The sequence below is a fragment of the Brevundimonas sp. TWP2-3-4b1 genome, from assembly GCF_049897665.1.
Lineage (GTDB): Bacteria > Pseudomonadota > Alphaproteobacteria > Caulobacterales > Caulobacteraceae > Brevundimonas > Brevundimonas subvibrioides_B.
In genome coordinates, this window is sequence record NZ_JAFCWQ010000023.1 from 1 (window position 1) to 15,336 (window position 15,336).

Annotated in this window: 13 protein-coding genes and 1 pseudogene; 7 read left to right on the plus strand and 7 right to left on the minus strand. The window is 65.4% G+C overall.

Translation table 11 applies throughout. From position 1 onward, the window contains the following. Window positions 1-130: pseudogene (locus ACP7A5_RS14830) on the plus strand (IS5/IS1182 family transposase); the annotation flags it as partial. A 98-nt stretch (window positions 131-228) separates the two neighbouring features. Next, window positions 229-810: a DUF418 domain-containing protein gene (locus ACP7A5_RS14835; RefSeq protein WP_426042635.1), complete on the plus strand. Its 582-nt coding sequence runs from the start codon at window positions 229-231 to the stop codon at window positions 808-810. Window positions 811-1,438: 628 nt separating this feature from the next. Here ACP7A5_RS14835 and ACP7A5_RS14840 read toward each other — a convergent pair. The 3 genes from ACP7A5_RS14840 to ACP7A5_RS14850 are packed head-to-tail and all read right to left on the minus strand — an operon-like array spanning window position 1,439 to window position 4,762. Beyond that, window positions 1,439-3,046, minus strand: a complete 1,608-nt coding sequence (locus ACP7A5_RS14840) for a sodium:solute symporter (RefSeq protein WP_426042636.1) — start codon at window positions 3,044-3,046, stop codon at window positions 1,439-1,441. Then, the gene (locus ACP7A5_RS14845) at window positions 3,043-4,020 is read right to left on the minus strand and encodes an ester cyclase (protein ID WP_426042637.1); all 978 of its coding nucleotides are present in this window, start codon (window positions 4,018-4,020) and stop codon (window positions 3,043-3,045) included. The genes ACP7A5_RS14840 and ACP7A5_RS14845 overlap by 4 nt, the downstream gene beginning before the upstream one ends. A 13-nt stretch (window positions 4,021-4,033) precedes the next feature. After that, window positions 4,034-4,762: an SDR family NAD(P)-dependent oxidoreductase gene (locus ACP7A5_RS14850; protein ID WP_426042638.1), complete on the minus strand. Its 729-nt coding sequence runs from the start codon at window positions 4,760-4,762 to the stop codon at window positions 4,034-4,036. Window positions 4,763-4,976: 214 nt separating this feature from the next. Here ACP7A5_RS14850 and hisD point away from each other — a divergent pair, with 214 nt between their 5' ends. The 5 genes from hisD to ACP7A5_RS14875 are packed head-to-tail and all read left to right on the plus strand — an operon-like array spanning window position 4,977 to window position 9,926. Next, a complete protein-coding gene (gene hisD, locus ACP7A5_RS14855) occupies window positions 4,977-6,281 on the plus strand; it encodes a histidinol dehydrogenase (RefSeq protein ID WP_426042639.1) in 1,305 nt (434 codons plus the stop codon). A 3-nt stretch (window positions 6,282-6,284) separates the two neighbouring features. Further along, window positions 6,285-7,322: a LacI family DNA-binding transcriptional regulator gene (locus tag ACP7A5_RS14860; RefSeq protein WP_426042640.1), complete on the plus strand. Its 1,038-nt coding sequence runs from the start codon at window positions 6,285-6,287 to the stop codon at window positions 7,320-7,322. Next, the gene (locus tag ACP7A5_RS14865) at window positions 7,319-8,017 is read left to right on the plus strand and encodes an alpha/beta fold hydrolase (protein ID WP_426042641.1); all 699 of its coding nucleotides are present in this window, start codon (window positions 7,319-7,321) and stop codon (window positions 8,015-8,017) included. Before ACP7A5_RS14860 ends, ACP7A5_RS14865 begins: the two co-directional genes overlap by 4 nt. Continuing rightward, complete coding sequence (locus ACP7A5_RS14870; RefSeq protein WP_426042642.1) at window positions 8,014-9,168, plus strand: cobalamin-independent methionine synthase II family protein; 1,155 nt, start codon at window positions 8,014-8,016, stop codon at window positions 9,166-9,168. Before ACP7A5_RS14865 ends, ACP7A5_RS14870 begins: the two co-directional genes overlap by 4 nt. Beyond that, complete coding sequence (locus ACP7A5_RS14875) at window positions 9,165-9,926, plus strand: HpcH/HpaI aldolase family protein (RefSeq protein ID WP_426042643.1); 762 nt, start codon at window positions 9,165-9,167, stop codon at window positions 9,924-9,926. Before ACP7A5_RS14870 ends, ACP7A5_RS14875 begins: the two co-directional genes overlap by 4 nt. Before the next feature lie 60 nt (window positions 9,927-9,986). Here the strand turns inward: ACP7A5_RS14875 and ACP7A5_RS14880 are convergent, their stop codons facing one another. From ACP7A5_RS14880 to ACP7A5_RS14895, 4 genes are all read right to left on the minus strand, one after another. Next, complete coding sequence (locus tag ACP7A5_RS14880) at window positions 9,987-12,269, minus strand: TonB-dependent receptor (protein ID WP_426042644.1); 2,283 nt, start codon at window positions 12,267-12,269, stop codon at window positions 9,987-9,989. A gap of 140 nt (window positions 12,270-12,409) precedes the next feature. Beyond that, the gene (locus tag ACP7A5_RS14885) at window positions 12,410-13,036 is read right to left on the minus strand and encodes a hypothetical protein (protein WP_426042645.1); all 627 of its coding nucleotides are present in this window, start codon (window positions 13,034-13,036) and stop codon (window positions 12,410-12,412) included. Beyond that, window positions 13,033-14,106 (minus strand): ester cyclase, encoded by a 1,074-nt coding sequence (locus tag ACP7A5_RS14890; RefSeq protein ID WP_426042646.1) that lies wholly within the window; start codon window positions 14,104-14,106, stop codon window positions 13,033-13,035. The genes ACP7A5_RS14885 and ACP7A5_RS14890 overlap by 4 nt, the downstream gene beginning before the upstream one ends. A 12-nt stretch (window positions 14,107-14,118) precedes the next feature. Continuing rightward, complete coding sequence (locus ACP7A5_RS14895) at window positions 14,119-15,135, minus strand: cupin domain-containing protein (RefSeq protein ID WP_426042647.1); 1,017 nt, start codon at window positions 15,133-15,135, stop codon at window positions 14,119-14,121. Window positions 15,136-15,336 lie beyond the last annotated feature (201 nt).

Here is a 15,336-nt window from a genome sequence, read left to right on the forward strand (position 1 = left end):
ATGTTTCTCAAAGCTCAAACACAGCCGACGACTGGCTACCCGATACGACAAGACCGCCGACAGCTTCCTCGGCTTCGTCGTCGTCGCATCCATCCGACTGTGGATCAGACACTTTGTCCGCACCACCTAAGCAACTGGATTGCGGAGAGACTTGGCGCAGACACGGCACCGGACAAGGCGCTTAAATGGTTCCGGCGGGACGATTTCGCAGGATGGGCCTCCTGGGCGATGAGCGGGACGCCCTACTCCTGGGCACTGCGTGTTCAGACCTGGCGCATCCCAAAAGTCCTCGGAATCATGCTCGTCGGCATAGCCGTTGGGCGAAGGCTCGCGGCGGGTGGATTCTTCGAGAACCGAAAGCTTTTTGGCAAGGTCCTTGTGGCAGGTCTCGCGGTCGGCGTTCCGGCCACCGCCGTCTATGCCTTCGTGCCAGGCCAAGGTCAGGCCAGCTGGTCTTCGCTGATCGGCACCGTCCCACTTGCGCTGACCCTCGCGGCGGCTTTCGTCCTTGTCTGGCCCCGCGCTCAACCCGTTCTTCGCCACCTTGTCCCGGTGGGGCGGATGGCCTTAACCAACTACCTGACCCACTCCATGATTGGCTTGATCTTCTTCTACGGAATTGGCTTTGGACTGGCCGGGACGCTCAGCCCTCCCTTCTTTTATGGTGTCGCGCTCCTGATATTCGGCGGGCAGATGCTGTTCTCCCGTTGGTGGTTGGACCGTTACGAGCAAGGGCCTGCCGAGGCCCTCTGGCGCTCCGCCACCTATGGCTGGGGACGCAAACCATTGAAGACTGACTCCGCCGGGTGAGTTGCACCCGGTTTTTGGACACCAATTCTGAGTGCTTTTGGCTCTGATCGCGGTCTACAGCGGACGTTCCTGACCGCCGCTATGGGTCGAATCCTGTCTTTGCCTTTCCCTCCAAAAGCGGACGCTGCAGCCGAACCATGAAAGACGCCAGATAGGGCAGTGCCCAGGGCGAGTTGCTCTGTCAACTTTTCAATGCCGGCGAGGGCTGGTTCTCGTTCGAGTTTCGGGTCGATCCCGGTGTCGTCGGACTGACGGAGCTTTTCCTGCCGCTCGAAGTCTTCGGGCCTCGACCTGTCGTCACGATCGCGGGCGAGGAAAACGTTCATTGCACCTATGGCGACCAGACGGTCACTTTAGGGTTTGGATCAAACCCTTTATCGCGAACCATTTCGGTGGACATGATCAGTAGCAAAAATCGAAACGCTCAACCCAGCATTCCGCCTGCTTTGAACCGCTGAAACCGTCAGGTAACTGATTAGTCGACGCCGGATAGCGCGATGCGTTGCATGCCACCTATTCGGTCCGAGGCTTGAGTAAACGGCTCGAACCTATTCGACCTTGTCTCGATAGCGCTACGCTGGCGCAATAACTCTCGGTTTTGTCCACGGGGGCGCTGCGAGGACTCACTTCAAGCGACGAAGCTCTCGAAGGCGATCAGACCGCCGATCGTGGCCGCCAGATAGACCACAAGCCATAGACTTTGAGGATCGATTTGGCCGGGAACCGTGCTCCAGCCGTCGATCGACTGGGGGGCTCCGCTGGCCGCAAACCGGGCGCGCTGACCTGGGATGGAATACGGCGACCAGTCCGGCTGTCTGCCTGACAGGATTAGGCTTGCGATCCAGCCGACCGCCATCGTCGTGCCCCCGCCGATCAGACAGTACCACGGCCAGGCGATTTCGGTCTTCGTCGCCACCGCCCAGATTACGCCGAAGCCCACTGCCACGCCGACCAAAAGCCCTTTTTCAGTGGTGTGCTTTGAGAAGAAGCCGAGGCCGTACATACCCAGCTTGGCCCCGACGAAATAGCTTCCGATCTTGGACAGCACTTCCAGGATCGAACCGCTGGAATGGGCATAGAGAATGGCCGGGATTATGATGACCGCGCCCCAGACCAGGGTCATCCAGCGCGTGGCCGCCAGATAGTGGGCGTCGCTGGCGCCCTTTTTGAAATACCGCTCGTAGAAGTCGACGACGCTGGCGGTCGCCATGCTGTTAAAGGCCGAGCTGAGAGTGGACATCGATGCTGCCAGCACCGCCGCCGCCAGAATTCCCAGCAGGCCCGGAATCTTCGAATCCAGCGCGAACTGCAGGATGATCTCGTTCGTGTTCTCGAACGGACGCCCCTGATAATAGCCCCAGGCCAGAACCCCGATGAAGAAGAAAAGGAAATAGATCGGGAAGGCGGCATAGCCCATCAGCAGATAGGACTTCTTGGCGTCGCCGATGGATTTCGCGCCGAGCGTCCGCTGCACCATCATCTGGTTGGCACCATAGACGGTGACGTGGAACAAGGTCATGCCGATTAGGCCTGACCAGATGGTGGTCGGAATGGTTGCGTCCAGCGTTGGGTCGATGGCGCTAAGGCGGCCGGCGGCCTTTAGGTTTGCCAGCACGTCGCCAATCGGTTCCGGCATCAGGACGATCATCGCCACCATGATGACGATGGCTCCTCCGAACAGGACGGCGGCCTGAAAGACGTCGGTCCAGATCACCGCCAGCATGCCGCCCATGGTCGTATAAATCAGTGCCAGAATGGTGATGGCGACGATCGCCCAGGGGATCGGGATCCCGGTGATGAACTGAAGCACCAAGGCGGTAGCATAGAGGATTGCGCCGGTCGAAAGACCCTGGGTAACGAGGAAGATGGTCGACATGACCGCCCGCGATGTCGTTCCAAAGCGCCTCTCTTGGTACTCATAGATCGAAGCGACGCCTGAGTTGTAGAAGAAGGGCAGGAAAAACGCGGTCACCCCCAAGATGACGATCGGATAGTTCAGGTGGATGGCGAGAGCCGCCAGACCATCGGAATAGGCCCAGGCAGGCGCGCCCAGGAAGGACAGCGCGCTGATGTAAGTGGCGATCACAGACACGCCAATCGCCCACCAAGGCGTCTTGCCGCTGCCGACGTTGAACTCCTTGGCGGTCTTCACATTGCGGCCGAGCAAGAAGCCCATGACCAGGTTGGCGGCGATGAAGACTAGGACGATGCCCCAGTCCAGCGGGGAAAAGGTCATCCGAGTTCTCCGAAGATGTCGTGGCCGGATTGCAGCATGACGTGAGGCACGTCGATGAAGACCCAGTTTTCCTTCAGCACGTCACCCTCGCGGCGCCACCAGTCCATGACCCGCATGGTGATCTGACGTCCTGTGCCCGGTACGCCCAGCCAGGGTCCGGCGTGTGTGGCGGTGATGCTGGGCCAGCCGGTCGAGGCGACATAGGTCCCGTCGGCGAAGCGCGCCTTGTGATTGCCGCCTACCCGGTCGGGGAAAGCGGTCAGAAAGGGCTTCTGGTGATAGCGCTGAAAACCGGTGACGCCCCGGTTCGAGCCGATGCCGCCGGGGCCGTACCACAGCATGTTGAGGCTCCAGTATTGTTCCATCCCCATCCGCTTAAGGTCTCCCTCGACGTATTTGTGCAGGCCGAAGATCATGGCTTCGACGAGGGCGAGCGACGCCTCGGTTTCTGAATGCGGGGCCGGGTCGAAGCGGACGCCGTCCTGGGTGATGGGGGCGGGGAAGATGTCGGGGACGCCTGCGGGCAGGGCGGGCAGGGGGCTGATCCCGGCCTGGCGCATCAGGTCAATCAGGTCGTGGATTGCGAAGACCTCGGCGATCTGGTCGCCCTCGATCCGATAAAATTCGCCAAAGCGCATATTGACCAGACCGTCCGTGGCAGGGATGCCGAGCCAGGGGCCTGTCATGGTCCCTTCGATCACGCCGAGCGCGCAGACCCAGTCGGCATCCTTGAAACGGCCCGCCATCAGGGCATAGGTCCTGCGCTGAAGGTCGGGGATAGCGGCACGGAGCGGACCGACCAGACCGGCGATCAGGCCCTCGGCGCCCTGAAGCTCGTTCATCGGGTGGACGGCGTGAAAGACGGCATCGGGCGTCAGCGCCGCGCGCCAAAGGGCCGCCGCCTCTATCGGATCGGCGGCGTCGAGGCGCTGGAACAGCTTCCAGATCAGGCGCTTGCGGTCGGCATCGGTCATGCGAGGTCTCGGGTCATTGGGCGGTCCATCCACCATCTGCCAGCAGGCTGGAACCGGTGATCAGCGAGGCGGCAGGCGACAGCAGGAAGATGCAGGCAGCCGCTACCTCTGCCGCCGTGCCGACGCGACCCAGCGGGATGCGGTCCAGCACGAACTTGCCGAAAGCCGCATCGGCCAGCATGGGGGCGGTCATGGGCGTCTCGATGAACGTCGGGGCCAGGCTGACCATGCGAATGCCGTGCGGGGCCAGTTCGACGGCGGCGGCCTTGGTCAGGCCCTCCAGCGCGTGTTTGGTCAGGCAGTAGACCGTGCGACCCGGGGAGCCGACGTGGCCCATCTGGGACGTCATGTTGACGATCACGCCGGATCCTTGCGCCACCATCACCTTCGCCGCCGCCTGGGCCGTCAAAAAGGCAGCGCGGACGTTGAGGGCCAGCATGGCGTCCAGGGTCTCGATGTCGACCTCGGTGAAGGGTTGCGGTCGGTTGAACCCCGCGTTGTTTATCAGGCCGTCCAGCCGGTGCAGGGCTGCGACGCGGGCGTGGAAGGCGGGGTCGGTCGCGTCCATGATCCAGGGCTCGATCCGGCCGGGGCGGCTGTTCGCGAGGTCGGTCAGGTCGCTTTCAGAGCGAGCGACCGCGATGACGTCGCCGCCCGAGTCCACGACCGCTTCGGCGCAGGCGCGACCCAGGCCCCGGCCGGCGCCGGTGATCAAGACGCGAAGGCCTGTCAGGTCGCTCACGCGGTGGGGGCGAGCGCGCGAGCGCTGCTGCTTGCCATCGCGCTACCCGTCCGGCCGGTGGCCATGTCCGGTTGTCGGGACACTGTTGGCAGAAGCCGGCTCATCGCACCCTCCGTGTATTCCAACGCCTCTTGCATTCGAATGCAACAAATCTAGACTGACCTCAATTCGAAGCGGTGCGCAAGCGCCCACAGCGATCCGGGAGGAAGTCTAGATGGTCCGTTGGCTGAAGGAAGGTCGCTCGGTCGAGGCCGTGAAGGCCGATGGCGCGCGTGTGCGCGAAACCGTCGAGCGGATGCTGGGCGACATCGAGGCCGAGGGGTTGGAGGCCGTCCGTCGCTATTCCCGCGGCCTCGACAAATGGGACCGCGAGGATTTTCGGCTCAGTGAGGACGAGATTCGCGCCGCCTATGCCGCCCTGTCCGAGCGCACGGTCGACGACATCCGCTTCGCCCAGGCCCAGGTCCGCAACTTCGCCCAGATCCAGAAGGATGCGTTGCGCGACGTCGAGGTCGAGACCCTGCCCGGCGTGATCCTGGGTCACAGGAATACCCCGGTGAACGCGGTCGGGGCCTATGTGCCCGGCGGCAAATATCCGTTGGTCGCCTCGGCCCACATGGGCGTCGTCACAGCCAAGGTGGCAGGGGTGAAGCGTATCCTGTCGGCCGCGCCGCCTTACGACGGCCAGGCCAATCCGGCGATTGTTGTGGCCCAGCACATGGCCGGGGCCGACGCCATCCTGGCGCTCGGCGGTGTTCAGGCCATCGGCCTGATGGCGCTGGGGGCCAAGGGTGGCGCGGGTGGCGATATCGAGCCGGTCGACATGCTGGTCGGGCCGGGCAATGCCTATGTCGCCGAGGCCAAGCGCCAGCTGTTCGGCCGGGTCGGCATCGACCTGCTGGCCGGACCGACCGAGACCCTGGTCATCGCCGACGACAGCGTGGACGGAGAGTTGTGCGCCGCCGACCTGCTGGGCCAGGCCGAGCATGGACCCAACAGTCCGGCCATCCTGCTGACCACCTCCGAGAAACTGGCGCGCGACACGGTCGCCGCTATCGAGCGCCAGCTGGAGTGGCTTCCCACTGCCCCGATCGCCTCGGTCGCCTGGCGCGACTATGGCCAGATCATCCTGGCCGACAGCGATGCGGAGATGGTCGAGATCGCCGATCGGATCGCGTCCGAACACGTCCAGGTCATGACCCGCGACCCGGACTATTTCCTCGCCAACATGACCAACTACGGGGCTCTGTTCCTCGGGCACCTGACCAACGTCAGCTATGGCGACAAGGTGATCGGCACCAATCACACCCTGCCGACCATGCGTTCGGCGCGTTATACGGGCGGACTGTGGGTGGGTAAGTTCATGAAAACGTGCACCTATCAGAAGATCCTCACACCGGCCGCCAGCGTCATGGTGGGTGAATACTGTTCGCGCCTGTGCGCCATCGAAGGGTTTGCAGGACACAAGGAACAGGCCGATATTCGTGTCCGCCGGTATGGCCAGAAGGACGCCGCCTGATCCATGGCCCCACGCGACCCCGATCGCCGCGCAGGACGCGCCACCAGCTATGACGTGGCCAGGGTCGCAGGCGTGTCCCAGTCCGCCGTCAGCCGCGCCTTCTCGCCCGGCGGAAGCGTGTCGGACGAGACGCGCGAGCGCATTGTGGAAGCCGCCCGCAGCCTGGGGTACCGGCCCAATGCCATCGCGCGCGGACTGATCACGCGGCGGTCGAACCTGGTGGGCCTGATCCTGCCGTCGATGGCCAGCCTGTATTATCCCGAGATCATGGTGGAGATCACCGCCGAGGTTGCCCGGCGCGGGGCTCGTGTCCTGCTGATCACCGTCGATACGGCCGCCGAGGTCGGGGCGGCGCTGGAGGGGCTCTGGAGCTTCCAGGTCGACGGGGTGATCGCCGCCACGGCGATGACGGCGGTGCAGCTCGAGGACTTCGAACTGCACCGGACGCCGGTGATCTTCTACAATCGGGCGCCGCCGCACCATGCGGGCAATTCGGTCGCTGTCGATCACGCGGACGGTGAGGGGCGGCTGGTCGAGAGGCTGTGGCAGGCTGGGCATCGGCGGTTCGCCATGATCACCGGTCCGGACGAGTCCGAAGTGGCCCAGCAACGCGCCGCAGGTGCCCGCGCCACCCTGGAACGGCTGGGGGGATGCATCACCGCCGTGACGCCCGGAGACTATCGCTATGAGAGCGGGATCGAAGCCTTCGGTCGGCTGTGGACTGGTAGTGAGCGGTTCGACGTCGTCCTTTGTGCGAACGATGCCATGGCCCTCGGGGCGATGGACGCCGCGAGGCTGAAGCATGGCCTGCGCATTCCCGAGGACGTGTCGGTGGCCGGGTTCGACGGCTTCAACGCCGGTCGCTGGCTGGCCTATCAGCTGACAACCGTTCGCCAGCCGATCGGCGCTCTGGCGGCGGCGGCGGTCGAGATGCTGTTCGCGCGGATCGAGGATCCCGATACCGCCCCAGAACGCCGACTGTTCAGCGGCGAGATCGTGCCGGGGCGGTCGGCCCGGCTGGCACCGAACAGCGGCGGATGATCCCGGTCGTCCTGGCCCCGGGGCTGCTGTGCGATGGTCGGCTGTGGTCAGCGATGCGGCCGGATCTGCTCGGCGACATCATCAGCGTCGATTTCGCCGACGACGACTCGATCCAGGCCATGGCCATGCGGATTCTGGCGGAGGCTCCCCTCCGGTTCGTGCTGGCCGGCTTTTCGATGGGCGGCATGGCCGCGATGACGGCGGCGGCCTGGTCGCCGGAACGGATCGCGGGACTGGTCTTGATTGACACCCACGCCGAACCCGAGACACCGGATCGCTCCGAACGCCGTGCCCGCCAGATCGCCACCGCCGACGCCGGCGGTTTCTCCAGGCTGGTGCGCGAGGAGCTTAAGCCCCACTATTTCGCCGCCCCGGACGATCATGAGGGCGCGCGCAAGCTGGTGTCCGACATGGCGCTGGAGGCCGGCGCCCTGCAGTTCCGGCGTCACGTCCAGGCGCTGATGACGCGACCCGATCCGGCGACCCTGCTGGAGGCCCTGACCATGCCGGTCACTGTCCTGACCGGCGAGGCCGATGGACTGGCGCCGCCGTCTGCCGCGCGACACCTGGTCGACCGTCTGCCGGACGCGCGTCTCGTTCTGATCCCCGACTGCGGCCACATGGCCCCGCTGGAAGCCCCGGCCGTCGTCGCGGCAGAGATCAATCGCCTGTGTCGCCAGCCGGAGTTCGCATGAAGACCTCGACCGACCGTATCCTGACAACCCATGTCGGCAGCCTGCCGCGCCCCGCCGCCGTCGCCGACGGCCTGTTCGCGCGCGAGGACGAGGATCCGGCGTTTAACGCCGCCGCCTTCGCGCCGGTCGTCTCGAACGCCGTGGCCGCGGCCGTCGCGCGTCAGGTCGAGATCGGGCTGGACGTCGTCTCGGACGGGGAGATGAGCAAGATCTCCTACGCCACCTATGTGAAGGACCGGCTCAGCGGCTTCGGCGGCGACAGCCCGCGCCGGGCCCCGCAGGATCTCGAACAGTTTCCGGGATTCCTGGCACGTCAGGCGTCGGGTGGTGGCACCCCGACCTATCGCCGGCCCATGTGCGTCGGCCCCATCGCGGTCGTCGACGACGGGCCGCTGGATGCTGACATCGCCAACATGACCAACGCCGTCACGGCAGCCCGGCCGACCGAGGCCTTCCTGAACGCGGCGTCGCCCGGGGTGATCGCCCTGTTTCAGCCCAACGGCCACTATCTGACGCAGGACGCCTATCTGGAGGCCCTTTCGGCGGCGATGCGATCGGAATACGAGGCGATCGTGGGGGCGGGCTTTCTGCTGCAGATTGACAGCCCCGACCTGGGCGTCGGCCGACACATGATGTTCAAGGACCTGCCCGAGGCCGACTATGTGAAGGCCTGCGAGGGCCATCTGGAGGCCCTGAACGAGGCGCTCGCGAATGTCCCAAGGGAGCGGGTCCGAATGCACGTCTGCTGGGGCAATTATGAAGGCCCGCACCACTGCGACGCGCCGTTCGACACGGTGTTCGGGCTGGCGCGCAAGGCCAAGGTCGGAGCCATCCTGTTCGAGGCGGCGAACCCGCGTCACGGCCACGAATGGACCTGGTTCCGGGACAACAACCTGCCCGACGACCTGGTCATCATCCCCGGCGTGATCGATTCTACGACGAACTTCATCGAGCATCCCGAACTGGTGGCGCAGCGGATTGAGCAGTATGCGCACCTGGTCGGCCGGGAGCGTGTGATCGCGGGCGCAGACTGCGGCTTCGGTACTTTCGCCGGGTTCGGACCGGTCGATCCGGACATCGCCTGGGCCAAGCTGGGAGCCTTGGTCGAGGGGGCCGCTATCGCCTCGGACCGTCTGTGGAAGGCGCGGTGAACGTCGCCGCCGACTTCAAGCGTCGGCTTCTGGCGGGAGAGCCTCTGCTGGGCACCTTCGTCAAGACCCCGCATCCCTCTGTCGTCGAGGTTCTGGCCCAGACCGGGCTGGATTGCCTGTGCCTGGACGCCGAGCATGCGCCCTTCGACCGGGTCGATCTGGATCGGGGTCTGCTGGCGGCGCGCGCCGGGGGCATCGCCGCCCTGGTCCGCGTCGCATCGGGCCAGCCGCACGATATCCTGAACGCCCTGGATCTGGGCGCGGCGGGGGTCGTGGTGCCACATGTCCGCTCAGCGGCGGAGGCTGAGGGCGTCGTGCGGGCCTGTCACTACGGTGCCGGCGGGCGGGGCTATGCAGGCGGTACGCGGGCGTCCGGCTATGTGAGTCCGCCGATTGGCGAGCGGCTTGCGCGGACGCGGACCGAGACCAGCGTCATCCTGCAGATCGAGGACATCGAGGCGCTGGATCACCTTGACGCCATCGCGGCGGTTCCTGGCGTGGACGCGGTCTTCATCGGCCGCATCGACCTGACGGTGGCCTTGGGCGAGACCGATCCAAAGGCGGCCAGGGTCATGACGGCCGTATCGGACATTGTGGCGGCCTGTTGTGCAGCGCGTCGCACTGTCGGCATGTTCACCCCCGATCTGGGCGAGGTGCCGAATTGGCGAGAGCGGGGCGCCAGCCTGTTCCTGCTGGGGGCCGACCACGGCTTCATCCGCGCCGGCGCGGCCCTGCTTCGGTCCGACGTCGGCTTCTGAACCGGGTAAAAAGGGGGCGGCCGAAGCCGCCCCCGCAAGGCTCGATTGGGGTCGCGTCGATCAGTAGGCCGCGCTCAGGCGGACCCCGTACATGCGGGGCGCATCGTAGCTCTGGTTCAGGCCCCGCGAGCCGAAGGTGGCCCGGTTCAGTGTGACCTCGTCGCCCACGTTGTTGGCGAAGACATCGACGCGATACTTCTCGCTGGCGTCGACCCAGCTGACGCGCAGATCGACTTTGGCGAAGGCGTCCTGAAGGTCCAGCGAGGTGTTGGTGTCGGTTAGGTAGTAGGCGTCTGAATACAGCAACGTCGCCGAGGGCGTGATGACCGACCCATCCCCAAGCACAAAGTCGTATCCCACCTGTCCCGTAAGCTTGATGCTGGGGCTGTAGGGAACGTCGTTGCCGGAGTAGTTCAGGAAGCCCGTGTAGTTCGAGGGGGCCGGGACGTTGCGATAGTCGTCGTACTTCGCCTCCATCAGGGTGGCTGAGAAGGCGATGTTCAGGTTGTCGATCGGCACGGCCTGAACCTCGATTTCCAAGCCCTGGCTGTGCGCCTTGGCGGCATTCAGGATCACCGAGGTGGTCGTGGTGCCGGTCCCGGTGACGATCAGGAACTGGTTCTGGACCTGCAGGTCTTCGAATTCGTTGCGATAGGCCGACAGGTTGATCTGGAGCCGGTCGTCCCAGAACCGGTTCTTGGACCCGACCTCATAGGCCGTGACCGTTTCCGGTCCGAAGGCCCCTGGCAGCGCCGGATTGGTGAAGAAGCCGGAGTTGAAGCCGCCCGAGCGGAAGCCGGTCGAAACGGTGGCGTAAAGCATGTTGCCGGTAGCCAGATGGTATTCGGCGTTGGCGCGCCAAGTCGTCTCGCTGAAGGTAAAGTCGAATTCCTGACCCGTCGGGGTGACGGAGGTCAGGCGCTGGGTGCCATTGGTGGTGGCGTTGGCGCGGCGGATGACCTTCTGGTCTTCTGTGTAGCGCACGCCACCCGTAACCCGCAGGCGGTCCGGGATGACCCAGTAGGACGCCTGACCAAATACGGCGTTGGAGGTCGTCTCGGGTAGGCCTGCCGCGAAGGCGCAGCCGGCTGTGTTGCGCGCCAGCGTCGGACAGCTGGAGAAGAACGAGGCCGTCACGTCTTCGTTGAAGTAGAAATAGCCCGCAATCCAGTCCAGCCGGCCCTCGCCGTTGGAGGCGATCTGCAGCTCTTGGCTGAAGCTTTCGAGCACATCCTCCTGCGCGTCCACGGCACCCAGCCGCAGCGAGAAGTCGTTGTCGGCGTTACGGAACACCGAGAAATCCGTATGGCCGGTGATCGAGCGGACTATCACCGGGCCGAAATCGTAAGAGATGTTGGCGCTCCAGGCATCCTGCTCGAGATCCTGCACCAGCTTGGTGTCGCCGCCGTAAAACAGCGGATCGGGGTTGATCGGAATACCCTCGACCAGAGGTTGGCCGGTGCGGGGAATATCGTAGCGCAGCAGATACGGCCGGCCGTTCAGGTCGAACGCGCCCGTTGTCGGGTTCACGAAGATGCCGCCGACCCGATAGCCGAAGGCCGCGCCGCCCGTGCCTTGTTCGTTCCAGTGACTGTAGCGCAGGACGGCCTCAAACTGCGGCGTCGGCGCGAAGCGGACGCCGATGCGGGCATAGCTGGTGTCGCGGTTGAAGATGTCGAGATCGGAGGTGACGCCCTTCACATAGCCGTCCATCGTCTCGCGCAGGGCCGCGATCCGGAACGACAGCATGTCGTTGACCGGGACGTTCACGAACCCTTCGACCGACTGGCGGTCGAAGCTGCCAAGCGTCAAGCTGGCCCCGGCGTCGAAGTCCTGACCCGGCTCATTGGTGGCGATGGCAATGTTGCCGCCGAAGGTGTTGCGTCCATACAGGGTGCCCTGGGGCCCGCGCTGAATCTCGACCCGCGCCACGTCGACGAACGGCTCGTTCGCCTGGGAGGCGCGGCTGCGATAGACGTTGTCGGTGAAGTAGCCGATCGACGGATCACCCGAGACGCCGACGTTTTCGGTCCGGACGCCGCGGATGGCCGGGCGGGCGTCCGATCCGGACTTGCCGAAGGTGAAGCCGGGCGTCAGGATCTCGACGCGCGACAGATCGCGGATGTCGTTGTCCCGCAGGGTTTCGGACGTCAGTGCGGTCACCGCGACCGGCACGTCCTGCAGGTTCTCGGCCCGTCGCTGCGCCGTCACGACGATGTCGTCGACGGCCGAGGCCTGGTCGCCCGTCTGAGAAGCGCGCGCGGTCTGGGCCAGGGCGGGATGACCCGCCGCCAAGGTCAGAACCGCGATCGAAACACCCGCCAAACCGTACTTGTTCGCCATTGTTCTAACCCCCATTGCCGTCCGTCTCCGGATCACTGAACTGAAGACTGCATTCGAATGCTTGTCTTGTCCACGGGTTTTGCATTCGAATGCAGAGAGCGTGTCGCAAAAGAAGCACAGTGTAGGGTGCAAGCCCGGAACTAGAGGCGCGGCGTCCAGCCGCGACGCTGCCCAGCCGCGCGACCCGCACCATCTGTGCGGTACAGGGTGGCGGCCTCATCGACGACGACCAGCCCGTTGAATGCAATCGGGACAGGCCGACCCTTGGTCGCTTCGCCTTCCAGCCGCGTCAAGCCGATGACCCGCCCGCCCATCGACGCGGCGCGCAACACCACGGGTCTGAACCGGGCAAGATCCAGCCCCGGCCAGTCGCCCACGGCAGTCGCCAGGTCGTCGCGGTGCTCGGGGCGAAGGTCGGGGTGATCAGCGGGTTCGAACCGCACCGATCCGCCTGCCTGATTCAGGTCCGGGTCGACCGGAATGTTCAGTACCGAGGGCGGATCGAGCGTTTCCTGTTCGCCCAGGATCCACAACCTCTGCACCAGGCCCCGGCCAAGATCCGCAACGACCGCGTGGTCCGCATCCATCCAGAGGCCCAGGCGATCGGTTTCGATATCCAGATCGGCGACCGCCAGAGAGGGTCTCAGCGCCGCCAGAAGCCCGCCGATCGCCTCACGTCCATAGACCTGTCCGCCCCGGCCCTCGAACCGACAGGTCTGGAGGACGGGGGGGCCTTCGCCGTGCAGCAATGTGCCCAGGACCGTCATGCGCCCAGGCCTCCGGCCAGCTGACGCAGCAGGGCCAGTTCGTCGAATACGGTGACGTCCTCGACCACCCTGCCGTCCCTCACTCGATAGTGGCTGACGCCCAGGATCAGCAGGTCGCGTCCGGTCGCCCGGCCATGGACGCCACCCCGAACATGGCGGCCCGCCAACGACCAGCGCAGGGCGACGGCGATGTCATCGTCGGGCAGGCCGGTCGCGGCCCAGTGGTCGATGACCAGACGGGGGGCTTCGAGTTGGGCGGTCACCTGGTTCATCGCTCCGATCCAGCCGCCGCGCCCGAACCACCGCCGCCCCGAGGGCCAGACGCCCTCGACCGCCACGGACAGACTCTCGGCCGCGCGACCCAGGTCGCCCTCATTTACGGCGGTGGTCAGCATGGCTGTCAGCGGCATCGCCGGGTGGTCATCCGGCACGGCATCGACAAGCCCACGGCCCGAGCGGACCCGTTCGATTTCGAGACCGCGCCAGGCGTGAACCTCCGGGTCCAGGGCCTGATCCGCCTCGGCCTGGGCACGCGCCACAGTCCACGGGTCGAGGCCGAGCTGGCGCGCGAGCTGGGCATTGTCGCGGACCAGCCACTCCTCGACGATCCGGTTCTCGCGCACCATACAGTCGGCGATGGTCGTGACCTGAGCGCGCAGCCCGGTCGCGGGCCCGAAGGCGTCGTCGCCCAGATGGCTCATCAGGCTGACGATACGGTGCGAGGTGTGAAACAGTCCGGGTGCGTCCTCGCTCCAGATCACATCCTCGCCGATCAGGCAGCGGTCGGGAAAGGCCGCCAGTGTCGCCAAGGTATTGGCGACGACGGCCTCCACCCCCCGCACCGGCCCGGCCAGGGTATGGATGCGGCAGTCCGCACCATAGTGCGAGCGGCATAGCCCGACGTTCTTCTCTTCCCAGATCCGGTGGGTGCAGCGGATGATGTAATCGACGATGTCGCTGTAGTCCGGGTCGAATCCGGTCAGCGCCTGGCGGAGCGGGTGTGGGCTCAGCAGATCCTCGATCGACCGTCCGGCCGGGGAGGGGGCATGGGGATCAGCGTTCCAGGTCACGAGGAGGTCCGGTCAAGAGGTGGCCTCGTCGAGGAGTTCCGCCGGCTGAGGCGCATTGCCCGCCCGCGTCACGAACAGGTCGGCCCCTGTCCGCGAGCTCAAGCGGCGGACCGCCCCGACGGGGATGGTCACTGTGTCGCCCGGCGCCAGATGCGCATGCTCGCCCTCGACCTCAAGCTCCAGCCCGCCAGCATGCACGAAGATGACCTCGGCGTCCTGGCGCCTGAGCGCCGGCGTTCGCGAACCGGGCGCCAGGCGCACGCGCCGGCAGACGAAGCCATGTGACCAGGCCAGCGGCGACGCGGGCGCGGGCTCCGATAGGTTCGCCTCGCCCAGAACCGTCTGCTCGACCACGCCGGCGGGCGCGCCCGGCACCGTACCTAGCCGGGATCCGCCCCGCACCACGACGGTCCCGAGCGTCGTGGTGTCGATCTGTCGGACGATGCGCTCCAGCGCCGCGCGAGTCTCGGGCTGAACCACGGGATCGTCTTTGGGCACGGAGTGACGGGAAAGGGTATCGATCAGTCGGCCGCTTTCCAGAAGCACCAGACCATGACCGCGCGCATTTTCAAGCACATCAGGGGCCCAGACGACCCGGCCCGGATCGTCGCCGCCCAGGACGGCGTAAAGGAAGCCGGGCTCGGCGCCGACGTTTTCGAACCCGCGAAATACATGCACGGGGATGGAAATGGTGTCACCTGGCTCCATCACCACCTCGCCCTCATCGGCATGCTCGCCGGTCCGAAACGCCCAGCGCCCCGAGTGCACGAAGAAGACCTCTGCCGTCTCATGGAAATGCTGGGAGTTCAGGCAACCCGGCGGCTGACGCGCGCCGCCGATGTTGAACCCATGGGGTTCGGTGATGTGGACGTGCTGGTCCGGATTTTCCGCCACCCCGGGACCGATGATTGTGAAGTTTTCCTTCGCGTCCGAGCCCGGGGTCCGGGCATCGATGAAGGCGGTGGTACAGGGAATGAGATCGCCGTACCGGACGATACGGCTCTCCAGCCGCTGATTATCTGCACGCATGGACATCTGCGTATTGAACGACTTTTGCATTCGAATGCAAGTCGTCGGTGATAGTCGGGTCCCACGGCCCGCCATTTATCGGGTGCGGGCAGATGGTGTTGTCAGTCAGCGAACTGGCGGAGCCGTTTCGCGGAATGGGGCTTAGGCGCAAAGCGGGTAGGGGAAGTCCGATCCTGACCAATGTCGCCCGTCTGCAGAGTC

Bases quoted from the DNA above. Each gene is read 5' to 3' on its own strand.
- ACP7A5_RS14840 (WP_426042636.1), bottom strand. From the start codon at position 3,046: ATGACCTTTTCCCCGCTGGACTGGGGCATCGTCCTAGTCTTCATCGCC.
- ACP7A5_RS14885 (WP_426042645.1), bottom strand. From the start codon at position 13,036: ATGACGGTCCTGGGCACATTGCTGCACGGCGAAGGCCCCCCCGTCCTC.
- ACP7A5_RS14895 (WP_426042647.1), bottom strand. From the start codon at position 15,135: ATGCGTGCAGATAATCAGCGGCTGGAGAGCCGTATCGTCCGGTACGGC.
- ACP7A5_RS14880 (WP_426042644.1), bottom strand. From the start codon at position 12,269: ATGGCGAACAAGTACGGTTTGGCGGGTGTTTCGATCGCGGTTCTGACC.
- ACP7A5_RS14835 (WP_426042635.1), top strand. From the start codon at position 229: ATGAGCGGGACGCCCTACTCCTGGGCACTGCGTGTTCAGACCTGGCGC.
- ACP7A5_RS14860 (WP_426042640.1), top strand. From the start codon at position 6,285: ATGGCCCCACGCGACCCCGATCGCCGCGCAGGACGCGCCACCAGCTAT.
- ACP7A5_RS14865 (WP_426042641.1), top strand. From the start codon at position 7,319: ATGATCCCGGTCGTCCTGGCCCCGGGGCTGCTGTGCGATGGTCGGCTG.
- ACP7A5_RS14870 (WP_426042642.1), top strand. From the start codon at position 8,014: ATGAAGACCTCGACCGACCGTATCCTGACAACCCATGTCGGCAGCCTG.
- ACP7A5_RS14845 (WP_426042637.1), bottom strand. From the start codon at position 4,020: ATGACCGATGCCGACCGCAAGCGCCTGATCTGGAAGCTGTTCCAGCGC.
- hisD (WP_426042639.1), top strand. From the start codon at position 4,977: ATGGTCCGTTGGCTGAAGGAAGGTCGCTCGGTCGAGGCCGTGAAGGCC.